The 25,198-nt window shown below is 63.3% G+C and carries 21 protein-coding genes, 1 pseudogene and 1 riboswitch; of the genes and pseudogenes, 16 read left to right on the forward strand and 6 right to left on the reverse strand.

Features of this window, described 5'->3' with window-relative positions; all coding sequences use genetic code 11:
• Positions 1 to 24: 24 nt before the first annotated feature.
• Positions 25 to 921, reverse strand: coding sequence for a 4-hydroxy-tetrahydrodipicolinate synthase (dapA, locus tag ACO06R_RS16160; RefSeq protein ID WP_421852281.1), 897 nt, complete (start codon positions 919 to 921; stop codon positions 25 to 27).
• A 1,770-nt stretch (positions 922 to 2,691) separates the two neighbouring features.
• Here dapA and ACO06R_RS16165 point away from each other — a divergent pair.
• Positions 2,692 to 3,141 (forward strand): lytic transglycosylase domain-containing protein, encoded by a 450-nt coding sequence (locus tag ACO06R_RS16165; protein ID WP_421852284.1) that lies wholly within the window; start codon positions 2,692 to 2,694, stop codon positions 3,139 to 3,141.
• Between the two features lie 119 nt (positions 3,142 to 3,260).
• Positions 3,261 to 4,139 carry an alpha/beta fold hydrolase gene (locus ACO06R_RS16170; protein WP_421852287.1) on the forward strand — a complete coding sequence of 293 codons (879 nt, stop codon included), beginning with the start codon at positions 3,261 to 3,263 and terminating at the stop codon, positions 4,137 to 4,139.
• A gap of 171 nt (positions 4,140 to 4,310) precedes the next feature.
• Here ACO06R_RS16170 and ACO06R_RS16175 read toward each other — a convergent pair whose 3' ends face one another.
• Positions 4,311 to 5,528, reverse strand: a complete 1,218-nt coding sequence (locus ACO06R_RS16175) for a porin (protein WP_421852290.1) — start codon at positions 5,526 to 5,528, stop codon at positions 4,311 to 4,313.
• A 559-nt stretch (positions 5,529 to 6,087) separates the two neighbouring features.
• On the opposite strand from ACO06R_RS16175, the gene ACO06R_RS16180 reads away from it, so the two are divergent.
• From ACO06R_RS16180 to ACO06R_RS16205, 6 genes are all read left to right on the forward strand, one after another.
• Positions 6,088 to 7,104 (forward strand): porin, encoded by a 1,017-nt coding sequence (locus ACO06R_RS16180; protein WP_421852293.1) that lies wholly within the window; start codon positions 6,088 to 6,090, stop codon positions 7,102 to 7,104.
• A gap of 167 nt (positions 7,105 to 7,271) precedes the next feature.
• Positions 7,272 to 8,126, forward strand: coding sequence for a tyrosine-type recombinase/integrase (locus ACO06R_RS16185; RefSeq protein ID WP_421852296.1), 855 nt, complete (start codon positions 7,272 to 7,274; stop codon positions 8,124 to 8,126).
• A 262-nt stretch (positions 8,127 to 8,388) separates the two neighbouring features.
• Positions 8,389 to 8,472, forward strand: a riboswitch (glycine riboswitch).
• Between the two features lie 155 nt (positions 8,473 to 8,627).
• Entirely contained in the window at positions 8,628 to 9,728 is a 1,101-nt protein-coding gene (gene gcvT / locus ACO06R_RS16190) for a glycine cleavage system aminomethyltransferase GcvT (protein ID WP_421852299.1), read from the forward strand.
• Between the two features lie 6 nt (positions 9,729 to 9,734).
• Entirely contained in the window at positions 9,735 to 10,103 is a 369-nt protein-coding gene (gene gcvH / locus ACO06R_RS16195; protein ID WP_421852302.1) for a glycine cleavage system protein GcvH, read from the forward strand.
• Positions 10,104 to 10,111: 8 nt separating this feature from the next.
• Positions 10,112 to 12,910: an aminomethyl-transferring glycine dehydrogenase gene (gene gcvP / locus ACO06R_RS16200; RefSeq protein ID WP_421852305.1), complete on the forward strand. Its 2,799-nt coding sequence runs from the start codon at positions 10,112 to 10,114 to the stop codon at positions 12,908 to 12,910.
• Between the two features lie 123 nt (positions 12,911 to 13,033).
• On the forward strand, positions 13,034 to 14,140 hold the full coding sequence (locus ACO06R_RS16205) for a pyridoxal phosphate-dependent aminotransferase (protein WP_421852308.1): 1,107 nt from the start codon (positions 13,034 to 13,036) through the stop codon (positions 14,138 to 14,140).
• Positions 14,141 to 14,241: 101 nt separating this feature from the next.
• Here the strand turns inward: ACO06R_RS16205 and ACO06R_RS16210 are convergent, their stop codons facing one another.
• Positions 14,242 to 14,508 (reverse strand): sel1 repeat family protein, encoded by a 267-nt coding sequence (locus ACO06R_RS16210; protein ID WP_421852311.1) that lies wholly within the window; start codon positions 14,506 to 14,508, stop codon positions 14,242 to 14,244.
• Between the two features lie 389 nt (positions 14,509 to 14,897).
• On the opposite strand from ACO06R_RS16210, the gene ACO06R_RS16215 reads away from it, so the two are divergent.
• Positions 14,898 to 15,242, forward strand: a complete 345-nt coding sequence (locus tag ACO06R_RS16215) for a DUF2147 domain-containing protein (protein ID WP_421852314.1) — start codon at positions 14,898 to 14,900, stop codon at positions 15,240 to 15,242.
• 316 nt (positions 15,243 to 15,558) lie between these two features.
• Complete coding sequence (locus ACO06R_RS16220) at positions 15,559 to 16,476, forward strand: LysR substrate-binding domain-containing protein (protein WP_421852317.1); 918 nt, start codon at positions 15,559 to 15,561, stop codon at positions 16,474 to 16,476.
• 10 nt (positions 16,477 to 16,486) lie between these two features.
• Here the strand turns inward: ACO06R_RS16220 and ACO06R_RS16225 are convergent, their stop codons facing one another.
• A complete protein-coding gene (locus ACO06R_RS16225; RefSeq protein ID WP_421852320.1) occupies positions 16,487 to 17,185 on the reverse strand; it encodes a redoxin domain-containing protein in 699 nt (232 codons plus the stop codon).
• A gap of 453 nt (positions 17,186 to 17,638) precedes the next feature.
• On the opposite strand from ACO06R_RS16225, the gene ACO06R_RS16230 reads away from it, so the two are divergent.
• Both ACO06R_RS16230 and ACO06R_RS16235 read left to right on the forward strand, forming a co-directional pair.
• Positions 17,639 to 17,812 (forward strand): hypothetical protein, encoded by a 174-nt coding sequence (locus tag ACO06R_RS16230; RefSeq protein ID WP_421852324.1) that lies wholly within the window; start codon positions 17,639 to 17,641, stop codon positions 17,810 to 17,812.
• A gap of 132 nt (positions 17,813 to 17,944) precedes the next feature.
• Positions 17,945 to 19,405 (forward strand): AMP nucleosidase, encoded by a 1,461-nt coding sequence (locus ACO06R_RS16235; RefSeq protein WP_421859453.1) that lies wholly within the window; start codon positions 17,945 to 17,947, stop codon positions 19,403 to 19,405.
• Here ACO06R_RS16235 and ACO06R_RS16240 read toward each other — a convergent pair.
• On the reverse strand, positions 19,383 to 20,552 hold the full coding sequence (locus ACO06R_RS16240) for a hypothetical protein (RefSeq protein WP_421852327.1): 1,170 nt from the start codon (positions 20,550 to 20,552) through the stop codon (positions 19,383 to 19,385). The two genes, ACO06R_RS16235 and ACO06R_RS16240, sit on opposite strands and share 23 nt — an antisense overlap.
• Before the next feature lie 276 nt (positions 20,553 to 20,828).
• Here ACO06R_RS16240 and ACO06R_RS16245 point away from each other — a divergent pair.
• The 4 genes and pseudogenes from ACO06R_RS16245 to tdh form a co-directional block, all read left to right on the forward strand.
• A pseudogene (locus tag ACO06R_RS16245) lies at positions 20,829 to 20,951 on the forward strand (adenosylhomocysteinase); the annotation flags it as partial.
• Between the two features lie 80 nt (positions 20,952 to 21,031).
• The gene (locus ACO06R_RS16250; protein WP_421852330.1) at positions 21,032 to 21,778 is read left to right on the forward strand and encodes a dienelactone hydrolase family protein; all 747 of its coding nucleotides are present in this window, start codon (positions 21,032 to 21,034) and stop codon (positions 21,776 to 21,778) included.
• Between the two features lie 91 nt (positions 21,779 to 21,869).
• Entirely contained in the window at positions 21,870 to 23,072 is a 1,203-nt protein-coding gene (locus ACO06R_RS16255; protein WP_421852333.1) for a glycine C-acetyltransferase, read from the forward strand.
• Positions 23,073 to 23,090: 18 nt separating this feature from the next.
• A complete protein-coding gene (tdh, locus tag ACO06R_RS16260; protein ID WP_421859455.1) occupies positions 23,091 to 24,116 on the forward strand; it encodes an L-threonine 3-dehydrogenase in 1,026 nt (341 codons plus the stop codon).
• 12 nt (positions 24,117 to 24,128) lie between these two features.
• Here tdh and ACO06R_RS16265 read toward each other — a convergent pair whose 3' ends face one another.
• Positions 24,129 to 25,067, reverse strand: a complete 939-nt coding sequence (locus ACO06R_RS16265; RefSeq protein ID WP_421852336.1) for a DMT family transporter — start codon at positions 25,065 to 25,067, stop codon at positions 24,129 to 24,131.
• Positions 25,068 to 25,198 lie beyond the last annotated feature (131 nt).

The raw sequence follows: 25,198 nt of genomic DNA on the forward strand, positions 1-25,198 counted from the left end.
GCGACAAGGTGGGCGGTTTGCGGGCTAGTTCAAGACGCCGGCGGACCGCATCGCCTCGTCGATCGCGACGGCGGTCGAATCCTCAACCGGAACCATCGGCGAGCGCAGCCGGTTCTTGATCCGCCCGAGCCGCGACAGCGCATATTTCGCGCCGGCAACGCCGGCCTCGATGAACAGCGCCTTGTGCAGCGGCATCAGCCGGTCCTGATACTCCAGCGCCTTGGCGAAATCGCCGGACAGGCAGGCCGCCTGGAACTCGGCGCACAGCCGCGGCGCGACATTCGACGTCACCGAAATCGCGCCAACGCCGCCATGCGCGTTGAACCCGAGCGCACTGGCATCCTCGCCGGAAAGCTGGATGAATTCGCGGCCGCAGGTGATACGCTGCTCGGAAGCCCGTTCGACCTTGCCGGTTGCATCCTTGACGCCCCACACATTGGGAAAATCGGCCACAAGACGGCCCATCGTCGACGGCACCATGTCGATCACCGAGCGCGGCGGGATATTGTAGATGATGATCGGAATGTCGATCGCCTGCGCAACAGCTGCGAAATGCTCGTACAGCCCGCGCTGGTTCGGCTTGTTGTAGTAAGGCGTCACCACAAGCACGGCGTCAGCCCCCGCCGATTCGGCGTGCATGGCGAGATCGACCGCCTCGACCGTGTTGTTGGAACCGGCGCCGGCGAGGACCGGCGCCCTGCCCGCCGACGCATCGACGCAGATTTCGACCACGCGCTTGTGTTCGTCATGCGAGAGTGTCGGCGATTCGCCCGTCGTTCCCACCGGAACGAGTCCGGTGGTGCCTTCGGTCACCTGCCAATCGACATGCGCGCGGAATGCCGCCTCGTCCAGCGCGCCGGATGTATCGAACGGCGTGACGAGTGCGGTCATCGATCCGCGCAACTGCGAACGCTCCACCATGGGACGGGTACTCCTGCCTGCCGGGTGCTGGCGCACCGGCTCAATGCCTTGAAAATTCGGCGCACCATAGTCGCCACGGACAACCGCCGCAAGCGTGACAAAATGCCGGTTTCACGGTCCCTTCACCTTATTGCGGCACCCTTCGCCCGATTGATGCCACGAGCGAAGGCTAGGAAGAACCGATGACCCCGCTTATGCGTCGGACATTGCCGGTTGTTGTTGTCTGCGCGCTGGCGCTTTGCGTCGGCGTCATTGCCGCGTCCCGCCTTTTCCCGGCGGTCGACCGCATGACGACCGCTGCGATCACCAAAGGCAACTTTACCGAAGACCTGAGCGATGAATGGCTCACCGGCGCCTTGGAGGCGCTGGCGCAAGGCGACCTGCAAACCATGCGCTCGAATGCGCGCAAACTGCGCCGCTCGCCACTCGACCGGACAATTGTCGACTGGGCGATGGCTCGATCCGGCATGGCCGGTATCCGGTCAAACGAGATCGCCCGCGCTATGGAGACGCTGGACGGCTGGCCGGACGCCAGACGCATTCGCCGCAACCATGAACGGGCGATCGTCCGCGAGCGCAAGAGACAACCGGCCCGGCTGGTCGCAGCATTCGGCGAAGGCCAGCCGGAAACGCTGACCGCCATCATCGCGCTCGCGCGGGCGCACATGAAACTGGGCGACGATGACGCGGCGCATGCGCTGCTTGCGCCCGCATGGCACACTGAATCGATCAAGGCCGCCACCGAACGGTCGATCCTGTCGGAATTCGAGGAGATTCTCACGCCGGAGGATCACCGCAAGCGCTTCCTCGCGATGATGTATCGCGACCGTATCCGCTCGGCCGAGCGGGTTGCCAAGCTGGCCGGAACCGAATCATGGGTCAAGCCGTGGGCCGCCGTCATTCGCAAACGCAGCGATGCCGGCAAGCTTCTCGACAAGGCCGACAAGGACTTCAAGGCGTCGCCGCATCACCTCTATGCCCGGGTCACGCGGCTGCGCCGGATGGAACGCGACGCCCAGGCGGCCAAGCTGCTGCTGCAGTCGCCGGAGACCGAGAGCGAACTCGTCGATCCCGACCGCTGGTGGACCGAACGCCGAATCGTCTCGCGCGATGCGCTGGAACGCGGCGAAGCCGAGACGGCATACAAGATCGCCGCCATGCACACGGGCGGGTCGGCAAAGACCCGGATCGACGCGGCCTTCCATGCGGGATGGTATGCGTTGCGCGGCCTGGACGATCCGCAAAAGGCCATTGATCATTTCGCTGCGATCGAGATGGCGGCCACCGGCTCGATTTCCAAGGCGCGCGGCGCCTACTGGCTCGGGCGGGCGCATGAGGCTGCCGGCTCCGGCGACGCGGACATGCACTACCGCCGCGCGGCGCGGTACCAGTCGGCCTATTACGGCCAACTCGCCCGCCACCGGCTCGGCCTCGGACTGACCGGCCTGCACCGGCCGTCGCTGACCCGCGAAGACATGCGGCGCTTCCGGTCGCATGACGCGGTCGCCGCCATGCATCGCCTCGAGCAGATCGGCGCCACCGAATTAGCGCACGATATGGCGACGGGGCTCGGCCGGGTGATGGAAGCGCCGGCCGAAATCGCCCAGCTGGTGGCGCATCTGGAGCGCCAAGGACAAGCGGCAGGCGGCGCTGCGGATCGCCAAGGCGGCAAATTGGCGCGGCATCGAGACGGGCGGCCTGACGCATCCGGTCGGCGCGATCCCCGCCTCGGCGCCCTTGTCGGCGCAGGAACGTCCCCTCGCCTATGCCGTGGCGCGCCAGGAAAGCGAATTCAATGTCGCGGCCCGCTCGCGCGCCAACGCGCTTGGCCTGATGCAGCTGCTGCCCGGGACAGCGCGCGAAGTGGCGCGAGAAAGCGGGATCGGTTACGATCGCGCCCGGCTGGATTCCGACGGCGCCTACAATGCGGCGCTGGGCACTGCCTATCTGAACGCGCAACTGGGCCGCTTTGACGGATCCTACATCCTGACATTCGTCGCCTATAATGCAGGGCCGAGCCGCTCGCGCGCCTGGATCAAACGGTTCGGCGATCCGCGCGGCAAGAGCCTCGAAGAGGTGATCGACTGGGTCGAGATGATCCCGTTCTCAGAGACCCGCAACTATGTCCAGCGGGTGATGGAAAACCTGCAGGTCTACAAGGCGAGACTGGGCGGAAATCCCGACATTGCCCGCGATCTTCAACACGGACGGGCATCGTGACGGCGCGCGGGTTGGCGAAACCGTCCCCGCAAACCGACTTAGCACCGCCAGCGGCCTTTTCATCGAGCGAACCCGGGGGTAGGTCTGAACCGGTCGGGCATACGATTCTTGGAGCAAAGATGGCCATCGATGGCGTAAGCGTGTTTTACACGACGGGCGACGGCATGCGCCTGCACGCCGTAGACTACCGCGCCGGTCCGGCGGGCGCGCTCCCCCTCATCTGCCTGCCCGGCGTCAGCCGCAACGCGCGCGATTTCATCCACTTGGCCCGCCATGTCGCCGGCCACCGCGACCATCCGCGCCGGGTGATCGCCTTCGATTACCGCGGGCGCGGCCTGTCGGAATGGGACTGGGACTGGCGAAGCTACAATATCCTGACCGAAGCCGAGGACATTCTGGCGGGCATGGCGGCGCTCGGCGTCCGGCATGCCGCGATCGTCGGTACGTCGCGCGGCGGCCTTCTGGCGATGGCGTTGGCGGCGTTGCGGCCGAGCGTACTGCGTGGCGTCGTGCTCAACGACAGCGGACCGGTGATCGAGGGCAACGGGATCGCCCGGATTGCCGCCCATCTGACCAAGCTGCCGAGGCCACACGACTGGGCGCACGCCATCGAGATCCAGAAGGCGTTCATGCAAAAGCAGTTTCCCGCCTTTTCGGACGCGGACTGGGAGTGTGAAGCGCGGTCGCGTTACCGGGAGATCAACGGTACGATCCTGCCCGATCACGATCCGGCGCTGGTCAACACAATGACATCGCTGGATTTGAGCGTGCCGCTTCCGACCATGTGGCCGCAATTCGACGGCTTGCGGCGATTGCCGGTCATGGTGCTGCGCGGCGAACACAGCGACATCCTGTCGACCGGCACGGTCGAGAAGATGGCCGAGCGACACGACAGACTGGAAGTCGTCGAGGTTGCCGGCCAGGGACATGCGCCACTGCTGCACTCCGGCGACCTGCCCGAGACTGTCGCGGCATTCCTCGCGCGCATTCCCGCCTGAAGTCTTCTTTTTCTGAAAAGCCGCAACAACCGGCTTTGCCGGCCGGATGTGTGTTCGCGTGTCCGGCGCTGAAACTGTGTTCAGGCGCGCCGCAGCCGGATTCCTCTCCGCCAATAGAAAAAGACCCGGCGGTTGCCCGCCGGGTCCTGTCAATTGACTGACGTCAGACGATTAGTAGGAGACCTGGAAGCGGACAACACCGCCCCATTCGTCGTCGCCGTCGTTGTCGTTGAGCCACTGGACTTCCGGACGGATGATCATGCCATCGACCAGCGTATGGGTGACGTTGGCAGCAACGGCCCAAACGTCGTCGCCACCATTGCCTTCGACCCACTGGACCTGAGCGTTGATGGCCGTGTCGTCGGTCACATCGAACGTTGCGCCACCGATGATCGACCAGGTTTCGTCGGTCGGAGCGCCGGTTGCCCAAGTCGTGTATGCGCTTTCGTTTTCACCATACAGGGCCATGATGAAGCCGGAGAGCGTATCGGTGACGTCGGCATCGACGCGGACCTTACCGGACCAGCCGCCCGCGAAAATCGGGTCGCCGGTTACCGGATGAGAGAAGTTGCTGCGTGTGTCGAAGCCAACCACACCGCGGATGTTGACGATACCAGCATCGTAACCGGCGCCAACCACGACATGCGGCGCATAGTCGTCGATACCCCAGCCATTGTACGCGTTTTCGCCGGGATCGATGCCCATGTACTTGGTGTAGTTGCTGTCATCACCCTGCTCGACGCCAACGGCCAGGGTGAACGCACCGCCGGTGTAGGTGTACTGGATCAGGTTGGTGTCGAACGGACCGTAACCACCGCCGGTGGTGTCGTTGATCACGCCGCCGGCATAGCCGGTGAAGGTCGTGAACAGCGATTCGCTCTTACCGATCCGGAAACCGTTCAGGTCGATATAGGCGAAGTTGATCGAGAACTCGTGATCGTTCGAGTACCCGGTATAGTCACCTGGCGTGTCAGCACCTCCAATGTCTCCCTGTTCGAAACTGTCACCATTGGTGTCAAACTGCCAACGGGTTTCGACATAGGTGCGCAGCGTGCCGAGATCGGTTTCGCGTGCGGTCGAGACACGGAACGATGCGCGCGAACGCATGTTGTAGGTCTCGTTGCCATCCGGGTCATCTTCCGAATTCGCAGAGATGCGGTCGTTCAGATCACCAAAGCCGATGTCGACGCGGACATAGCCGTGGATGCGCAGGCAGGTTTCGGTGCCCGGGATGTAGAAGAAGCCGCTGCCGTAAGCGTCGCAGACGCGGACGTATTCGACAACTTCCGGTTCCGGAATGACAACGTCCGCCACCCGGTCGGCAGCCTGAGCGCCGGAAACAGCGAACATGGCCGCTGCGGAGCCGAGAAGAAGGCTCTTGATTTTCATGGTCTGACCTCCAGTCAAAAGTTAAAAACGGGTATGGGCTTTTGTGCTGAAGGACAGCGGGCTGTCCCATCCCCAAAGAAAGATGCACATCAATGCGTCCATCTCTCGAAACGATAAATACCTGACCGGAAAATGCGCGCAACAGACAAGTGGCGCATAAGGGGTGTCGCGATGTGCGTTCCCTGGGCCGTGTTGCAGAAAAGACACGATTTGGGCCACGGATTCTAACAAACGGTAAAAAAGCTCAAGATTTCGGGCGTTTCGCAACAGCCGGCAGCGGCACTGGCGTCCGGTTTTTCAGCTGCTGACGCCCAATGGATCGAGTCGTCCGCTGGTCGGAGGGCATTGCCAACCCGACTTCGCCGCCGGTTCAGGCTCTATCGCTGCAACCGCGATTCGTGCCGATGGCAGTGACCGGCGCGCCGCCGCCTGGCATCCGGCCCCATGCCGCAGGCCCGCAGCACAGCTCGGAGACCCGCTGATCCCGCGTTCGACATGCCGATTGCGCCAAATTCCCCGTTTTAGGACCCGATTTTCGAGTTTGACTGGAGGTCAGACCATGAAAATCAAGAGCCTTCTTCTCGGCTCCGCAGCGGCAATGCTCGCTGTATCCGGCGCTTCGGCTGCCGACAAAGTTTCTCAGGTTGTTATTCCTGAGCCGGAAGTCGTCGAATACGTCCGCGTCTGCGACGCTTACGGCACCGGCTACTTCTACATCCCGGGCACTGAAACCTGCCTGCGCGTCCACGGCTACGTCCGTTTCGACGTTGGCTTCGGCGAACTGCAGGGCAACGAAGTGGACGGCGGCACCACCTACGACGTTCGCTCGCGTGGTAACGTCCGTGTTTCGACCGCTCGCGAGACCGACCTCGGCACGCTGCGCACCACTGCCCGGTTCCACGTGCAGAACGATGACGGCGAGTCTTTTGTCGGATTTGACAAGGCTTACCTCGATCTCGGCGGCCTGCGCATCGGTAGCACCGACTCGCTGTTCACCACCTTCACCGGTTATGCCGGTGCTGTGATCAACGATGGTGCTTATGGCCCGTTCAACACCAACCTCATTTCGTACACCTATTCGGGCGGCGCCTTCTCGCTGGCTGCTTCTGTTGAGCAGACATCCGCAGACGAACTGTACGACTACCTTCCGCACATCGTGATCGGTGCCGGCTATGACGCCGGCGTCGTCAACATCCGCGGTGTTGCCGGTTACGACGCCACGAATGAAGCATGGGCCGGTAAAGTCCGCGTCGATGCTGACGTCACAGACGCCGTTTCGGCCTTCATCATGGCGATGTACGGTCAGGCTTCCTCTGGCTTCGCCACTTGGACCGAGGGCGGCAACTGGTCGGTTATCGGTGGTGCTTCCTTCGACGTCTCTGACGACACTTCGGTCAATGCCCAGGTCCAGTGGTTCCAGAACCGGGGCTACGGTTCCGATCCTTGGACCATTGTCGCCAACGTCAATCACAACCTGACCGACGGCATGATCGTTCGTCCGGAAGTCCTCTGGGCTCGCGACAGCTCTGGCGAATGGGCTTGGGGCGGCAAGGTTCGCTTCCAGGTCAACTACTAATCGCATGATGCGACCGGATTACCTGACGCAAGTCGGATGATCCTCGCCCGGCGGGCTTACCGCCGGGCGTCTTCGTTTCAGGGAAGCCGCTACAAAGCGGCCCCTGTACAAGCCGGGAGATTTCGTCCTGAACGGAATGAGGGGAACAATGACAACACAAGAAAAGCATGAGACACGACGTATCGCTCAGCCGCTTTCTCGCGCTGTTTTCCGACATCCTTTGGGAGCCGGGTAAACACAAGGGGAGCTGCGTTTCTTTCGTCCTCGAGATAGAGGAAATCATGAATTCGCACGGATTGTCGGAATTCAACGACGATCTGATCGATTTTCTTGTGAAAGAATTCCGGCGCAGGAACAACAAGAACGCGACCATCAATCGCAAACTATCTGCGCTTTATAAGCTACTCCGCAAGGCGGAGCGCAACGGGGTGATAAAAAGAGTGCCGGCATATGTGCGGCTGCCGGAGAAGAATGGCCGCATACGTTTCTTCACGACTGAGGAAGAGCACCGTTTCTTCAACGCAATGCGCGAGCGCAGCGAGGCGAATTACCGTCTTTGCGTGTTTTTGATCGATACCGGCGCACGGATCGGTGAGGCGCGCGGCCTCAAGTGGAACGATGTAACCGATACCAAGGCTACTTTCTGGATTACCAAATCCGGCCGAAGCCGCACCGTTCCGCTGACCCTGCGCGCGGCGAAAGCTGCGGCGAAAGGTAAATCGACGGCCGGTCCATTTGCCGATATCGAATATCCGAAATTCCTCTATGACTGGAACGCGGTAAAAAAGGCTGTCGGTCTCGACAGCGACAAGCAGGTGGTGCCGCACATCTTGCGCCACACTTGCGCCTCACGCTTGGTCCAGTCGGGAATAGACTTGCGCCGCGTACAGTCTTTCCTGGGCCACCAGACCATCCAGATGACGCTTCGCTACGCTCATCTGGCCACGGACGACCTCGATCAGTGCGTGATTGCGCTCGAAAAATACCGCTCGAAAAATCCCAGGGAAGCAGCTTTCGCGTGAATCGGTGCAATCCAGCGCACGCTCTGGCTGCATGGCGAGCGAGGAAAAACGCAGCGTTTTCCGCGTGATCGGAAGTTATCCACAGGATTTTCGGCTGTAGGCCGCAGTTTTCTCTTGCCGCTGATGGATTCACATCACGCAACTCAGGCGCCGAACTAGCCGCTCACCTAGCGGCAATCACATTCCTGGCCTCATACGAAAGAACACGGGTGACAGGCGCGCCCGAACGCCCTACATTCGCCGTGCTTCCGGGAGATATCCCGGCCTTGCAGCGGGAGAGAGCCGAAAGGCCGCCGAAGGGGAAATCGCCCGAAATCTCTCAGGCAAAAGGAACCGCTGCGAGGTCAAGGCACTCTGGAAAGTCGGGGCAACCGCCCTGCGCCGAAGGTGTAAGTATCCCCGACAGAGTTCCGGGGGTGCGAGTCTCTCAGGCTTCCGACAGAGGGGCACAAGTAGCCGCGATCAGCGGCCGGTTTGTGTTGGACTGTCGGAAAGGTGCCCATGAGCGACGCGCAAAACCTGAAACAATTGCCCTTGATGGCGCTGCACGAGAAGGCCGGCGCCAAATTCGCGCCGTTCGCCGGCTGGTCGATGCCGGTCTCCTATCCGCTTGGTGTCATGAAGGAGCATCTGCATACCCGTGCGCATGCCGGCCTGTTCGACATCTCGCACATGCGGGTTGTGCGTCTCGACGGCGCCGATGCCGCCGGGCTGGTTGCGAGCATTTGCCCACTCGATCCGGCCGCGATGGCGGATGGCGGCAGCAAATACAGTTTCCTGCTCAACGAAAATGCGGGTCTCATCGACGACCTGATCGTCACTCGCATTGCCGCCGACCGCTTCATGGTCGTCGCCAATGCCGGGCGCGCTGATGTCGATATTTCCTGCATAAAAGACGCTGCGGCTAATCTCGATGTCACCGTCGAGCCGCTCGACCGTGTGATCCTGGCCCTGCAAGGGCCGGAGGCCGCCGCAATCATCGAGGCCGCCGGGATCGATATCACAGGCATGGCCTTCATGAACGGCCGCGAAACCGCCGAAGGCTGGTTCGTTGCACGTTCGGGCTACACCGGCGAGGACGGCTTCGAAATCGCGATCCCCTCCTCCGATGCCACGGCCTTCGCCGATAAACTCCTTGCCGATGACCGCGTCGCGTGGATCGGACTTGCTGCGCGCGACAGCCTGCGCCTGGAGGCCGGGCTTTGTCTCTATGGCAGCGACCTCGACGAAGAAACCGATCCCGTTTCCGCCGGCCTTCTGTGGGCGGTGCCGAAGCATCTGCGATCCGGCGGCGTCTTTGCCGGAGCCGTCCGCCTCTCCGACATCATCGCCGCAGGACCACAAGAAAAACGTGTCGGGTTGCAGCCGGAAGGCCGCCAGCCGGTGCGCGGCGGCGCGGCGCTTGCCGATGCCGACGGCAATCCGGCCGGCCGCGTGACCTCCGGCGGTTTCGGCCCGTCTGTCGGCCATCCGGTTTCCATGGGCTATGTGCGCGCCGATCTCGCCACGCCCGACACGCAACTCTTCGCCGATGTGCGCGGCAAATCCGTCGCCGTGCGCGTCGTCAAACTTCCCTTCATTACGAAACGCAGCAAAGGATAAGCCGCCGTGAGCACGACCTATTTTACAGAAGACCATGAATGGATCCGCGTCGAGAACGGCGTGGCGACCGTCGGGATCACCGACTACGCGCAGGAACAGCTCGGCGATCTCGTGTTCATCGAGTTGCCGGAACCGGGCAAGACAATCGCCAAGGGCGACGCGCTTGTCATCGTCGAATCCGTCAAGGTCGCGTCCGATGTCTATGCGCCTGTCGACGGCGAGGTGAAATCCGTCAACGAAGCGGTCACTGCCGACCCGGCGATCGTCAACAGCGGCGCCGAAGGCGATGGCTGGTTGTGGACCATGTCCTTGTCCGACGAGAGCCAACTCGAAGGGCTCATGGACAAGGACGCCTATCTCAAAACGCTCGATTGAGGCCATCGATGACCGCAATAGAACATGCTTTCGACTGCCGCCATATCGGCCTCTCGCAGGCCGATATCCGCGCCATGTTGACTTCGATCGGCATTCCCTCCGTGGAAACGCTGATCACCGAAACCGTCCCGGAGGCGATCCGCCTCGACCGCGCCCTCGACCTGCCGGCACCGGCAAGCGAACAGCAGGCGCTCGCCGAACTGCGGGCCACGATGGCGCAAAACACGGTCATGAAGAGCTTCATCGGCCAAGGCTATCACGGTTGTCACGTGCCGCCCGTCATCCAGCGCAACCTGTTCGAGAATCCGGCCTGGTACACCGCCTATACGCCCTATCAGGCCGAGATCAGCCAGGGCCGGCTGGAGCTGTTGTTCCATTTCCAGACGCTGGTCGCCGAACTGACCGGCCTGCCGGTAGCCTCAGCCTCGCTTCTCGATGAGGCGACGGCCGTCGCCGAGGCCGTCGGTGTGGCGCTGCGTCACCACCGCGACAAGCGCCACCGGATCGTCTTTGCCGGCGAACCGCATCCGCAGACGCTCGACGTCGTCCGCACCCGCTGCCACGCGCTCGGCCTGACGATCGATGATGCGGTTTCCGAAGACACCGCCGCGCTGATCGTCGCCTGGCCCGACACCACCGGCGTCTATGGCGACCATGCGGCCACGATTGCGGCGGCCAGGGAGGCCGGCGCGCTGGTTATCGCCGTTGCCGACCCGCTGGCGCTGACGCTCTTGGAAGCGCCGTCGGCATGGGGTGCCGATATCGCTGTCGGCTCGATGCAGCGCTTCGGCGTGCCGCTCGGCTATGGCGGCCCGCATGCCGGCTACATGGCGGTCTCCGACAAACTGACGCGGCTGTTGCCCGGTCGGCTGGTCGGCGAGTCGCTCGACAGCCAGGGGCGGCCCGGATACCGCCTTGCCCTGCAAACGCGCGAACAGCACATTCGCCGCGACAAGGCGACGTCCAACATCTGCACCGCGCAGGCGCTGCTCGCCAATATGGCGGCGGCCTATGCGGTCTGGCACGGCCCGGACGGGCTGTCGGCCATCGCCGGGCGTGTGCACGGTCTTGCGTCCCGCTTCGCCGCTGCCGTGCGCGGGGCCGGATTCGAGGTCGCCGGCGATCTCTACTTCGATACAGTCACGGTCAAGATGCCGGCGCGTGCGCAGGACATCGCTGTGCGGGCGCGCGATGATGGCCGGCTGGTGCGGGCCATCGGCGACGATCAGCTTTCCGTCGCTTTTGACGAAACCTCCAACGAAGCGGATTTGGCTGCATTGGCGGCGCTGTTTGGCGGCGATCTGCCGGACGAAGCCGATACGTCGCTGCCGGCGCTGCGCGAGCAGGAACGCTTCCTGACCCAGCCGGTGTTCCACCAGCACCGCTCGGAAACGCAGATGCTGCGCTTCCTGCGCCAGCTTGCCGACAAGGACCTGGCGCTCGACCGCGCGATGATCCCGCTCGGCTCGTGCACGATGAAGCTCAACGCCGCCGCCGAGATGATGCCCGTCAGTTGGCACACGGTCGCCGACCTGCATCCCTTCGCACCGGACGAGCACGCGGCGGGCTACCGTGCGATGTTTGCCGATATCGAAACGTGGCTGGCGGAGATCACGGGCTTCAACGCAGTGTCGCTGCAGCCGAATGCCGGCAGTCAGGGCGAATATGCCGGCCTTCTGGCGATCCGCCGCTACCACGAGTCGCGCGGCGACAGCGGACGCACCGTCTGCCTGATTCCGTCTTCGGCGCATGGCACCAATCCGGCGAGCGCCCAGGTCGCCGGACTGGACGTGGTGGTCGTCGGCTGTACCGAGACCGGCGACATCGACATCGAGGATCTGCGGCAGAAGGCGGCAGCCAATGCCGACCGTCTGTCGGCGCTGATGATCACCTACCCGTCGACACATGGCGTCTTCGAGACGGGCGTGCGCGAGATCTGCGATGTCGTGCATGCGCATGGCGGCCAGGTCTATCTCGACGGGGCCAATCTCAACGCCATGGTGGGGCTGGCCCGTCCGGGCGACATCGGCGCCGATGTCTGCCATATGAACCTGCACAAGACGTTCTGCATCCCGCATGGCGGCGGCGGACCGGGCATCGGCCCGATCGGTGTCAAATCGCATCTCGCGCCCTTCCTGCCCGGCCATGTGTCGCAGGAGAGCGACTTTGCGGTGGCCGCCGCGGCCTATGGCAGCGCCTCGATCCTTCCGATCACGTGGATGTATATCCGCATGATGGGCGCATCGGGCCTGAAACGGGCAAGCGAGATCGCGATCCTGGCCGCCAACTATGTCGCCAACCGCCTCGACGGGCACTTCCCGGTGCTCTATCGCGGCGCCGGCAACCGGGTCGCCCACGAGTGCATTCTCGACACGCGCATCTTCAAGCACAGCGCCAGCGTGACCGTCGAGGATATCGCCAAGCGGCTCATCGACTACGGCTTCCACGCGCCGACCATGTCATGGCCGGTGGCAGGGACGCTGATGGTAGAACCGACGGAATCGGAGCCGAAAGCCGAACTCGACCGATTCTGCGACGCCATGATCGCGATCGCCGGGGAGGCCGACAAGATTGCGAAGGATGTCTGGCCGCGCAGCGATAATCCGCTGGTCAACGCGCCGCACACGGCCGAGGACATCATGGCCGATGACTGGACGCATCCCTATTCGCGCAACGAAGCCGCCAATCCGGCAGGCGGTTCGCCGGCCACGAAGTTCTGGCCGCCGGTTTCACGCATCGACAATGTGCATGGCGACCGCAATCTCGTCTGCACCTGCCCGCCGCTGGAAATGTACCGGGCAAGTTGACAATTCGGGCCGGGCGTCATGCGCGCCCGGCCGTTCTGGCTTCAAACGAAAATCCGTCCGGCGGAACGGTTCCACGAAGTCCGGAAAATCATTATTGCTGGCGATCGCCAATCGGAGACCGCCATGCCACCACACCCCAATCCGCTGATCGACGCCCTGCCCGCGACCGTCCCGTTCGTCGCACCCGAGACGCTGGAGCTTCAGCACGGCCATCCGTTCAAGGCGCGTCTTGGCGCCAATGAGAGCAGCTTCGGGCCGTCGCCACACGCCATCGAAGCGATCCGGACCGCCGCCGACGATGTCTGGAAGTATTGCGATCCGGAAATCCGTGAACTGACGGCTGCATTGGCGGACCGGTACGGCGTGTCGATGGGAGAGATTGTGGTCGGATCGGGCATCGACAACCTTCTCGGCGTCGCGGTGCGCATCTTTTCGGAGGCGGGAGACGCGATCGTGTCGTCGACGGGCGCCTACCCGACGTTCAACTACCATGTGAACGGCTATGGCCGCCGGCTGGTCGCCGTGCCGTATCGCGAGGACCGCGAGGATCTTGTCGCGCTGGCGGAGGCGGCCCGGCGGGAGAACGCGAAGATCGTCTACCTGTCCAATCCGGACAATCCGATGGGCACCTGGTGGGATGCGGGCTATGTCGAGGCGTTCATGGCCGACCTGCCCGAGAACACGCTGCTGATCCTCGACGAGGCCTATGGCGAGCTTGCGCCGGCTTCGGCTTTGCCGCCGCTCGACCCGTCACGCCCGAATGTCCTGCGGATGCGTACCTTCTCCAAGGCTTATGGGCTGGCCGGACTGCGGGTCGGCTATGTCGTCGCCAATGCCGCGCTCAGTTCGCAGTTTCACAAGGTGCGCGATCATTTCGGGGTCAACATTGTCGCGCAGAAGGCGGCGCTGGCCGCGCTCGGCGATACGGACTGGCTCGGTTCGGTGGTGGCGAAGATCGCCGGCGCGCGTACGCGGATCGCGGAGATCGGGACCCAATGCGGCCTTGCTCCCCTGCCCTCGGCCACCAACTTCGTGACGCTCGACTGCGGCGGCGACGGCGATCAGGCGCTTCGCGTCCTGCAGGGGCTCGCGGCGCATGGGGTCTTTATTCGCAAGCCGATGGCGCCCGGCCTCGACCGCTGTATCCGCATTTCCTGCGGCCTGCCCGAAGAGCTGGATTATCTGGAGAACGTGTTGCCGGAAGCGCTCGCCCAGGCCGGCGGCGCATGACAAGACAGGACCGCGCGCGGCACCCCCGTCCCGCACGCGGTCCTGTCGGCCGCCCGTCTTCGGCAAGCCCGGCCGCTGGGAGACGCGGCTCTTGTTGTTCGTCAGTGGCGGGTCATCCACTCGCGGGCGTCGCGCAGGGCCCGCGCCAGTTCGTTCTTGGAAAGCGTGTCGGCGATCTCGGTGCGCAGCATCGCTGCGCGCGTGCAACCCTTGATCGCGGCAATGTTGAACCATTTGTGTGCGGCGATCATGTCGATTTCGCACTCGCGGCCGGTCGCGTACATCATCCCCATTTCAAAGAGGATGTCGGCATTGCTTGCGGCGCCGAGGGCGGCCATGTCGGCCGATTCCATTTCAATGCGTGCCATCGTCGAATTCCTTCTATCCCTGTTATCTCCCGAGGCCGTCGCGCCTTTCGGCTGCGGTCTCTTCCGATACCCCCACAATGGCGTAAGCGGTTGAATCGCTTGCTAAAAAGCGTGCTTAATTTCGAGCAAACAAAAGTAAAATGCTTGGTAAACTTGACCGGCCATTAACCGCGTAACCCGCTGTTTCCTAGTGATATTCGCCGATTTTCCGCTAAAATGCGGCACACGGAAAGAAAGCAACTGATAACCGTAACCAGGACGGACATCCGGCAATGCGCACCGGTCGGCGAGGCCTAAAACGCCAATTCGCTGGAATGGCACTTGATTTGAGATTACCTTTACGTATCAGTCAATCAAGGGCGATACTTGCCCGAAAGTGGAGGAGAACCATGATCCGTGAGTTTATCCTGGCTGCCGCGATGGCCGGCCTCGTCTCCGCACCGGCGCTTGCCGACCAGATCGAAGGCAGATGGCGGACCGGCGAAGGCGGCAATGTGTCGATTGCCGGCTGCGGCAGCTCATTCTGCATCAAGGTCACCAGCGGCGAATTCAACGGGCGCCAGATCGGCAAGCTGAAGAAGGATGGCGACAAGTATGTCGGCAAGATCACCGATCCGGCCAACGACCGCACCTACCGGGGCTCGGCCTGGTTCTCGGGCGCCAATACGCTCAACATGCGCGGTTCCGTGCTTGGGGGACTGGTCGGTCGCACCGACAAATGGACGCGGCGCTGAGCGCTGCCCGGTCATATCTCGGCGGAAGGGCGTCCGCGTTCCGCCGGTGTTGACGTTCGCAGAAAAAAAAACCGGCAAACCGCACTCGCAGAACGAGTGCCGGTTTGCCGGTAATGCGGCCATTGCCTACCACCAGAGGGGGAACAGTGACAGGCGGGCCGTTGTTCTTGCTTCAAGACCGCGCGAGGCCATGGGTAGGGAGGTCGGGGAGACGCCGGCCTCTACGCTGTCTTCTTAGCTGACAATATGTTTGCAAACGGCTGAAAAGATAATAGCTAAAAATATCATATAACCTATTCTGCGTTGGAATAACCGTTTGGACATTATTTCCGCCTTCAAGACATTCGTCCGCGTTGCAGAAACAGAAAGCTTCTCGGCGGCTGCGCGCGAGCTAAATGTCGGCCAGCCAGCGGTCTCCAAACAGATTTCTTCGCTGGAGGAACATCTGGGCGTCCGTTTATTCCGGCGCTCCACACGCTCGCTCACACTGACAGACGCGGGCCGCGACCTGCTGGTGCATGCGCGAGTCGCCATCGAGGCGGTCGAAGAGGCGACCGACCGGCTGATGGGCCGCGAAGGCAGAGTAGCGGGTTTGCTGCGGATGACAACCACGATCGCGTTTGGGCGCATGCACATCGTGCCGCGGCTGGGCCTGCTCAAGGCGCAGTATCCGGACCTTAAGATCGACCTCGTTCTGCAGGACCACGGCGTCAACCTCATCGAACAGGGCCTGGATCTGGCGATCCGCTTCGGCGAGCAGTACGAACCAAACCTGATTGCCCGGCGCATGGGCATGATCCGCACCATCGTCGTCGCCTCGAAGGCTTATCTGGATGCCAATGGCCGCCCCGAAAGCCCTTACGACCTCGACCGGCACGAGACCATTGCCTTCGGCGGACGCCCTGGCGGCGACGAGTGGCCGTTTGTCGATGGCGGAACGCCGCTCTCGGTCAAGATCAGCTGGCGGTTCCGGATCGGTAACTCAGACGCTATTCGCGAGGCGGCGCTGGCCGGTCTGGGGATCGCCATGGTGCCAAGCTGGGTGTTTCCCGATCTTTGGGAACTGGATGGAATGGAGACACTCTTCGATGGGTGGATGCCGCCGCCGGTTCCGGTCTACGCGGTCTATCCGTCGCGGCGGTTCGTGCCGGAGAAGGTCCGCGCGATGATCGAGTTTCTCGAACACGAGATCCGCCTCGACCCGTCGATGACAGGTGGCACGGCCGTTTTCTAGAAAGCTACACTCAGTCGGCGGACAACTCCGGTTCCGGACGCCCGCCGCCATTCTCACGCGGCCAGGCACCGCAGTAGTGTTCGATGATCGCCTGCGGCTCCATGCGATCATAGGGCATGGGAAAGGCGACAGCTCTTTGCACCGCACCGTCGGCGTCGACAATGAAAGTCGCCTCGAGCGGCAGCGACCAGTCGCCGGCCTCGTTCAATTTCGAGAAATCGAGCCCCCAGCGCAGATAGACATCGAACATCGCCGGAAGGATTTCGACCCGCACGCCAAGGCCTTCCAGAAACGACTGGTCGGGATCGGTCAGCAGCGGAAACCCGAGACCGTTTCTCGCGACCGCCGAACCCAGCGTGCAGCAATGTTGCGGCGTGACCCCGTACATGGCGATACCGTTGTCGGCCAGCGGGCGGCGGATCGCGTCGTAGGCGCGCATCGATGTCGTGGAAAAGGGGCACCAACTGCCGCGGAAACACAAGACGACGCAGCGCCGGCCCGCGGCAAGCCGGCCATGCGTCGTTGCCTGGCAGTTCGCGTCGAGAAGCGGCCTTTCGGGAACGGTCTTCGGGCAGGAGACAATCGTGCCGTCTTCCGTGGCGAAGCGGCGCTGGTTGGCGAACACGTCCTCGCACATCTGCTCGATTTCGGCGCCGGCGTTGCGCGTCATCGTTTCGCTGAGGAAGTGCAATCGCTTGTTCAGTGACATTGAGACCCGCCCCTTCGTCCGTCACTACAACCACGAAGACGGGCGCGCGGCCAATCCGGGCAATGATGCCTCGGGGCGATTGCCCGGCGCTGAAAACGCACACCGGCAACTAGCCGGAACGGCGATCCGCTTCGTCATGTCATCGGCCTTTCGGCGCTTCGCCCGGCTTGGATCGCCGGACCCTTGGGTTAGGCGTCTGGCAAAGCGCACGCCAACCGCAGGGAGACTGTACCATCCTTGCGGACGGGCGTGTCGGCGCGGCGCTTTACCTATACTAATATCACCCAATAATCGACGCAGGTGAACATCCCTGCTATTCATATAAGCCATTCTCACATGGAATTTTTTACCCCTAATTCCGTAGGATAAGCTGAACGCCGCATGAACGGGCGTCTCAGCACGGGTTCAGCCCCGGCATGGCATTTTGCGGTCATGACACGAAAGGGACACGTCATGACCGCCAACAGCAAACTGCTCACCAATCTCCGTATCGCCCTGCGCATGACGGTGATCGTCGCCGTACTGGTCGGGCCGCTGGCCGGTCTGGCTGCCGCACAGGATGATGGCGTCGGCAATCTTGGCGGCGCCGGCTTCGTTCTCTACGCTTCGATCATGCGCGCTCGATGAGGCGGGCAAAAAAACACCGTCGCCGGCGAGCGCAGCCGATTGCGTGTCATGTTCGACTGACTATATTGCGCCATGACTTTACAGACACTCGAAACGCTTCCCACCAATCCGGTTTCCAATGCCGGCTGCGACATGCCGCCGGCGTTCGCACCGCAATCTTTCACTAACGCCGCCGAGGCGGTCAGGGCCGTGAGCGCGCTCTACGACCGCAACACCGCTTGGCTGCGCGACCGTTTCGCCGCGCTCGGTCGTGGCGAGGCCGTCACCGGCCGCGCCCGCGCCTTTTATCCGCAGATCGAGGTGACCACTGACAGCTACGGCCAGGTCGATTCCCGGCTTGCCTACGGTCATGTCGTCGCGCCCGGCCACTATGTCGGCACGGTCACCCGCCCCGACCTGTTCGCCGACTATCTCGAAACCCAGATCGGGCTGATCCTGCGCAATCATGGCGTGCCGGTGACTGTCGCCGAATCCGGCACGCCGATCCCGCTGCATTTCGCCTTTCAGGAAGGCGCCTATGTCGAACAGGCGGCAGCCGAGAACCTCAACCGCCCGCTGCGCGACACATTCGACGTTCCCGACCTCAACACCACGAATGACGATATCGCCAATGGCGATTTCGAACCGGTCGACGGCCAGCCGCTGCCGCTCGCCGCATTCACCGCGCAGCGTGTCGACTATTCGTTGCACCGGCTCGCCCATTACACGGCGACCAGCCCGTCGCATTTCCAGAACTTCGTGCTGTTCACCAACTACCAGTTTTATATGGACGAGTTCTGCGCCTTCGCCCGCGAGGCGGTGGCCGAAGGCCGCGACGGCTACACCGGCTTCGTCGAGCCGGGCAATGTGATCACGCGGGCCGGCGAGACCGAACCCTCGTCGGGTGCCGCTCCGGCGCGGTTGCCGCAAATGCCGGCCTACCACCTGATGCGCGACGATCACACCGGCATCACCATGGTCAATATCGGCGTCGGGCCGTCCAACGCCAAGACGATCACCGACCACATCGCCGTACTGCGCCCGCATGCATGGCTGATGCTGGGCCACTGCGCCGGGCTGCGCAACAGTCAGGCGCTCGGCGACTACGTGCTCGCCCATGCCTATGTGCGCGAGGACAACGTCCTCAACGAGGACATCCCGCTGTCCGTGCCGGTGCCGCCGCTTGCCGAAGTCCAGGTGGCGCTGGAGGAAGCGGTGGCCGAGGTCACCGGCTATTCCGGATATGAACTGAAACGGATCATGCGCACCGGCACCGTCGCCACCATCGACAATCGCAACTGGGAACTGCGCGACCAGCGCGGCCCCGTGCGCCGGCTGTCGCAGTCGCGCGCCATCGCGCTCGACATGGAATCGGCGACGATCGCCGCCAACGGGTTCCGCTTCCGCGTACCCTACGGCACGCTTTTGTGCGTCTCCGACAAGCCGCTGCATGGCGAACTCAAGCTGCCGGGCATGGCCACCGACTTCTACAAGAGGCAGGTTTCCCAGCATCTGATCATCGGCATCAAGGCGATGGAGAAACTGGCGCAGATGCCGCCTGAACGGCTGCATTCGCGCAAATTGCGCAGCTTCAACGAAACGGCGTTTCAGTAGGCGTACCGCCTGCCCGCTCGCCGTTTCCATCTTCGTTGTCGGCTCGCGGCGGCTTGATGTCGGTGAACAGGTTGCGCATCGGCTGCTGGAACCATGCCGCCAGGGTTTGTTGCGCGTGCAGCGGAACCGCCATGTCGCCATTCATCCAGCCGTCGAGCTGTGTCGTTGTCACGCCCAGATGGCTGGCCAGCTGTCGACGCTGGTCCTCGCTGATCACGATCGCGGCCAGTTCATCATGCGCCCAACGGCGCGCATGCGGCGCCTCGGAACTGGCGAACCATGCCGAGCCGGCGCGCTTGATCGTGCCGAGCGCGTCCTCGGCCAACATTCCTGAAATAATGCCGAGAAACGACAGGAAGAACGGATTGAGCTGCGCCGTGCCGTCCGGTCCGGTCGGCAGCGACACCACCAATACGCCGGCCTTGACCAGCACATACACGCAAAACGCGACGATCGCGCCAAGCAGCGGGCGGAACAGGTAATAGCTGGCATTGCGAATACCGTCGGTGACGGCGTTGCCATGGCCGCGGAAACGGTCGAGGAAGATCTTGGTCAGGTGTACGGTGCCGCCCAGCGCGCCCATGAACAGCACCAGCAGTTGGGTCAGTAGTTCGGGCGGCATTTCGACGAAGCTGAATGCGATGCGCAGCCTGAAAACCGTTCGCAGCAACCAGTTTTCGAAACCGCGCAGGAATTCCCGCTTGCTGATGATGTCCTCGATCACCATCCGGTCGCCCTCGGCGAACCGCTCGAACACGGCCTCCCTCTTCTTTTTCAGACCGTCGAGCGCCTCTTCCTTGGCAGTCAATTCCTCCTGCTTGTCCGCCTCCTCCTGGCTGTCCAAACCGTCATCGCGCAGTTCGAACCTGAGATCGTCCAGTTCGAACTCCGCATCGCCGATCTGATAGTCAATCGCCGAGATCTGCGAACGCATCCGCGAGATGGTCGCCAGCGTCACACCTCTTTCGCCGAACTCCAGCGACTGGACCGCATACTGGATCTGATGCGATGTCAGCGTCACGAGGACCAGCGACACGAACACGAAGAAGTAGAAGCCGAGAAAGAACGCGGCGAGCACCGAGGAAGCCAAGCCATAGACCGCTTGCAGCGAACCCCTGCCGGATGAGCCACCGCCGTTGTCTGTCATCTCTCCGCCTCCCGCTACCGGTTTGCTTCCCCGTATCCGCCATTATGTTGCCAGAGCGTACGCCGCATCGCAGAAAACCAGTAAGGATAATCCCATAACATGCCGTGGGGGCGGGGAAAACCGCGCCGCCTGCCCCACCCTTGCCCGGGAGGCAATGCACCGGGAACGACAGACTGCGTATGTCCGCACTTGAATTGCATCATAAGCAAGAGGGAACAAATGGCACCGCCATACACTTTGACGCGCATCGACTGGGTCGGCGCCAATTGCCGTCTGCTGCAAGCGCGCTGCCTGGAGCGGGTGGCGCGCGGCGGCGCCGGTCCGGCGGATTGCGTCGTGCCGGTGCCCGCCGACATCGACGCGATGGTGGCCACGGCCTATCTCGACATGGCGCGGTAGTCCGCGCAAAGGCGGTTCATTCTTCCCCTGCGGCGCGTTAGCATGTGCCCGACCCGCCAAGCGCCGAAGGGGACCGAGCCATGTCCAACCAGATTGCCGTCGACGGATTTGAGATCGCGCAGGACTTCGCTTTTGGTCCGGACAAGACGCCGGTCTATGTCAGCGCCGAGGGCGAAAAACCGCTGATCGTCCTCCACGAACTGCCGGGCATGAGTCCGTCCTTCATCGATTACAGCCGCAGCATGTCAAGGCGCGGCTTTCGGGTGTACATGCCACTCCTGTTCAAGCAGCCGGGCACCGAAATGAGCGCATCACGCTCGGTGGTGTTCTGTATGAGTGGCGAGTTCAAACGGTTGTTCGATCGCGCACCCGACAAACAGGACCGGCCGTTCACGCAAGCCTTGCTGCAACTGATCGAGGATGTGGCGGCGCAACAACCCGACTGCGATATCGGCGTTATCGGCATGTGCCTGACCGGCGGTTTCGCGCTTGCCGGCATCGCCTCACCGAATGTCAGCGCGGCAGTCGCCTGCCAGCCGAGCTATCCCTTCTTTTCCGGCTACGAGACGCTCGGACTGAGCGACGAGTTGCGCGCCGCCATCCGCGCACGCGGCAACACCCTGCCGAAACCCTGCGCCAGGTTGTACCGCTACAGCCGCGACCGGATCAGCCGCGAGCCGCACGCCAGCGCCGCCGAAGAGTTGCTCGGGGACGCGATTGATCGTTTTCCCGACCTCGACGGGTCCGCGCACTCGACCCTGACCGGCAAGTCCATCAGCTTCGCCGTTTTTGACGACGTCGAGGAATTCCTCAACGCCCGGCTGTGACCGACCCGCCAGCAATGCGTCACGACGGGGCGCGAAAGTCGCAGTATGCGGTTAAGCTGCGGGCGACTATCGCGCCGAAGGAGGCAGCCGCATGTCCGACGCATTCCTCAGCCATTTGGCCGGTACACTCCGGCAGATCGAGGCCGACGGGCTTTACAAGCGCGAGCGCGAGATCGTCTCGCCGCAGGCCGGTCATATCCGCATCGCGCAAAACGGCGACGGCCGCGATGTCTTGAACCTGTGCGCCAACAATTATCTCGGGCTTGCCGACGATCCGCGGCTTGTGGCTGCCGCCAAACGCTCGCTCGATGAAGACGGCTACGGCATGGCCTCGGTGCGCTTCATCTGCGGCACTCGCGCCAATCACCGCGACCTGGAGCGGGCACTCGCCCGGTTTCTGGGCAAGGACGACGCGATCCTGTTTGCCGCCTGTTTCGACGCCAATGGCGGCTTGTTCGAGCCGCTGCTCGGACCGGAAGACGCCATCGTGTCCGACGCGCTCAATCACGCCTCGATCATCGACGGCGTCAGGCTCTGCAAGGCGAAGCGCTACCGTTTCGCCAATTCCAACATGGCCGATCTTGAAACCCAGCTGCGCGCCGCCCGCGCCGACGGCGCCCGCCACATCATGATCGCCACCGACGGCGTGTTCTCCATGGACGGCTATCTGGCGAAACTGCCCGAGATCACGGCGCTTGCCGGAATGTATGACGCGGTCGTCATGGTCGACGACTGCCACGCCACCGGCTTCATGGGGCCGCAGGGACGCGGCACGCCGCACCATTTCGGCGTCGCCGACAAGGTCGCGATCCTCACCGGCACGCTCGGCAAGGCGCTTGGCGGGGCGATTGGCGGCTATGTTGCCGGCCCGCAGCCGGTGATCGACATGCTGCGGCAGCGCGCCCGGCCCTATCTGTTCTCCAATGCGCTGCCGCCGATGGTCGTCGCCGCCGGGCTGGAAGTGCTGAAGATCGTCGAGGAAGGCGACGAGCTGCGCGCACGGCTGTTCGACAATGCCGCCTATTGGCGGGCCGGGCTGGAGGCCGCCGGCTTCACGCTGCTGCCGGGCGAGCACCCGATCGTTCCGGTGATGCTCGGCGAGGCGCAGTTGGCGCAGGATCTCGCCGCCGCGCTCGACCGACGCGGCGTCTATGTGTCCGGCTTCTTCTTTCCCGTCGTGCCGAAGGGCCAAGCGCGCATCCGCACCCAGATGAACGCCGCCCTGACGCGCCAGGACCTCGATTTCGGCATCGACGCGTTTCAGGATGCCGGCCGCGAACTGGGAGTCGTCTGAATGGGTTCGCCGCAAAAGATGAAGGCGCTCGTGAAGGCCGAGGCCGCACCGGGGCTGACAATGCGCGCCGTCGACGTGCCCGAAATCGGCCCCAACGACATCCTGATCAGGATCCGCAAGACCGGCATCTGCGGCACCGACCTGCATATCTGGAACTGGGACGAATGGGCGCAAAAGACCGTTCCCGTGCCGATGGTCGTCGGCCATGAATATGCCGGCGAGATCGTCGAGATCGGCAGCCATGTCGAGGATCTGAAACTCGGCCAGCGGGTGTCGGGCGAAGGCCATGTGGTCGGCCACCGCAGCCGCGCGGCGCGCGCCGGCAAGTTCCATCTCGACCCGGAGACCCGCGGCGTCGGCGTTAATATCCCCGGCGCGTTCGCCGAATATCTGAAACTGCCCGCTTTCAATGCCATTCCGCTGCCCGACGACATCGACGACGAACTCGGCGCGATCCTCGATCCGTTCGGCAATGCCGTGCACACCGCGCTGACCTACGATCTCGTCGGCGAGGATGTGCTGATCACCGGCGCCGGGCCGATCGGCATCATGGCGGCGATGGTGGCGCGCCATGCCGGGGCGCGCCATGTGGTTCTGACCGACATCAATGCCGACCGGCTGGCGCTGGCCGGCCGCGTCGCCGACATCACCCCGGTCAATGTGGCAGAGGAAGACTTGATGGATGTGCGCGCCCGCCTCGGCATGCGCGAAGGTTTCGATGTCGGCATGGAGATGAGCGGCGCGGCCCCCGCCCTGTCGCAGATGATCGAAAACATGCTGATGGGCGGGCGCATCGCGGTGCTCGGCATCCCTGCCAAGCCCATCGAGACCGATTGGGTGGCGGTTGTCTTCAAGGCGCTGACGATCAAGGGCATTTACGGGCGCGAGATGTTCGAGACCTGGTACAAGATGATCGCGATGATCCAGTCGGGGCTCGATCTGCGCGCCATCGTCACCGACCGCCTGCCTGTCGCCGAATTTGCGACCGGCTTTAAGCGCATGGGCGAAGGCGGCTGCGGCAAGGTCGTGCTCGACTGGAGCTAAATCCCCTGCCCCTTACCGCGCCGCTTGCCGCGCACCCGCGCGCAGCAGACCGTAGAGGCCGGCGATCACCACCGCCATGGCCGCGACCTGATAAGCGTAAACCGCCTCGCCGAGCAGCACGAATGCGAGGATCGCCGTGACGGCAGGCGCCGGCACCGTCACCGAACTGGCCACCGAGACATCGATGAAACGCACCGCGTTGAACCAGAGGATCAGTTCGACATAGTAGACCAGCCCCATCAGTGCGGCCGCTGCGGCGAATTCGGGGCGAACCAATCCCGCTGCAAGCCCGTCCAGCCCTTCCATGCCGATCAGCACCGGCAGCAGGAACAGTGCGGACACGACAAGCCGCGTCGTCACGACCGCGTTCGGGGTGATGTCGTCGGCAGCCAGCATCTCGCGCAGCGTGACATGAGCGACGCTCCACAGCGCCGGCACTGCCAATGCCAGCAGGAACCAGGCCGAGACGCCGCGCATCATGAAGGTGCCGCCGGTGGCAAGATAGTAGAGCGCGGCGACGATCAGCGCGGTAAAGGCGATTTCGGCCAGGCTGCGCCGCTTGCCGTGCAACACCGATTCCAGCGCCATGGCCATCAGCGGATAGGCTTGCAGGGCGATGGCCGCGTTGACCGAACCGGCGGTCTGGAAGGCAACAACATAGAGCAGTGTAGAGACCGCGAACAGAAACCCGGTGCCCAGCAACACGGCGATGACGCGCGCATTCGACCGGCTTTTGGCGCGGCGCGGCTGGCGTCCGCCGCCGGAGCGCTCGCGCAGGTAAAGCGGCAACGAGAACAGCAATTGCCAGACCGTCAGGCCGAAGGCGAAGCCGAGTGCGCTGTATTCGGCGGGCCGGCCATTGCTGATCACCGGCATCACGCCGAGCAGCAGCAGACACAGAAAGGCAAGCAATATCCCGGTCGCCCGCCGGGAAGCAAAACCGTCCGACATCGCACCCTCCGTGCGTCGATTGTCTTTGCGCACTCCCCCGGGCCGCAATAGGCCATGCGCCGTTGCGTCACAACGCCGACATTGTCTCCGTGACAAACCGGCTTCCGGCTAACCACTTGGCAATCCACCTT

The sequence above is a fragment of the Oricola sp. genome (assembly GCF_965230365.1).
In the GTDB taxonomy this organism is placed as follows: Bacteria; Pseudomonadota; Alphaproteobacteria; order Rhizobiales; family Rhizobiaceae; genus Oricola.

Excerpts from the sequence above, each read along its gene's own strand:
- dapA (WP_421852281.1), bottom strand. The coding sequence starts at position 921 with ATGGTGGAGCGTTCGCAGTTGCGCGGATCGATGACCGCACTCGTCACG.
- ACO06R_RS16180 (WP_421852293.1), top strand. The coding sequence starts at position 6,088 with ATGAAAATCAAGAGCCTTCTTCTCGGCTCCGCAGCGGCAATGCTCGCT.
- ACO06R_RS16205 (WP_421852308.1), top strand. The coding sequence starts at position 13,034 with ATGCCACCACACCCCAATCCGCTGATCGACGCCCTGCCCGCGACCGTC.
- ACO06R_RS16250 (WP_421852330.1), top strand. The coding sequence starts at position 21,032 with ATGTCCAACCAGATTGCCGTCGACGGATTTGAGATCGCGCAGGACTTC.
- ACO06R_RS16225 (WP_421852320.1), bottom strand. The coding sequence starts at position 17,185 with ATGTCACTGAACAAGCGATTGCACTTCCTCAGCGAAACGATGACGCGC.
- gcvP (WP_421852305.1), top strand. The coding sequence starts at position 10,112 with ATGACCGCAATAGAACATGCTTTCGACTGCCGCCATATCGGCCTCTCG.
- ACO06R_RS16255 (WP_421852333.1), top strand. The coding sequence starts at position 21,870 with ATGTCCGACGCATTCCTCAGCCATTTGGCCGGTACACTCCGGCAGATC.
- ACO06R_RS16170 (WP_421852287.1), top strand. The coding sequence starts at position 3,261 with ATGGCCATCGATGGCGTAAGCGTGTTTTACACGACGGGCGACGGCATG.
- tdh (WP_421859455.1), top strand. The coding sequence starts at position 23,091 with ATGAAGGCGCTCGTGAAGGCCGAGGCCGCACCGGGGCTGACAATGCGC.
- gcvT (WP_421852299.1), top strand. The coding sequence starts at position 8,628 with ATGAGCGACGCGCAAAACCTGAAACAATTGCCCTTGATGGCGCTGCAC.
- ACO06R_RS16210 (WP_421852311.1), bottom strand. The coding sequence starts at position 14,508 with ATGGCACGCATTGAAATGGAATCGGCCGACATGGCCGCCCTCGGCGCC.
- ACO06R_RS16175 (WP_421852290.1), bottom strand. The coding sequence starts at position 5,528 with ATGAAAATCAAGAGCCTTCTTCTCGGCTCCGCAGCGGCCATGTTCGCT.
- ACO06R_RS16235 (WP_421859453.1), top strand. The coding sequence starts at position 17,945 with ATGCCGCCGGCGTTCGCACCGCAATCTTTCACTAACGCCGCCGAGGCG.
- ACO06R_RS16230 (WP_421852324.1), top strand. The coding sequence starts at position 17,639 with ATGACCGCCAACAGCAAACTGCTCACCAATCTCCGTATCGCCCTGCGC.
- ACO06R_RS16265 (WP_421852336.1), bottom strand. The coding sequence starts at position 25,067 with ATGTCGGACGGTTTTGCTTCCCGGCGGGCGACCGGGATATTGCTTGCC.
- ACO06R_RS16185 (WP_421852296.1), top strand. The coding sequence starts at position 7,272 with ATGAGACACGACGTATCGCTCAGCCGCTTTCTCGCGCTGTTTTCCGAC.
- ACO06R_RS16240 (WP_421852327.1), bottom strand. The coding sequence starts at position 20,552 with ATGACAGACAACGGCGGTGGCTCATCCGGCAGGGGTTCGCTGCAAGCG.
- ACO06R_RS16215 (WP_421852314.1), top strand. The coding sequence starts at position 14,898 with ATGATCCGTGAGTTTATCCTGGCTGCCGCGATGGCCGGCCTCGTCTCC.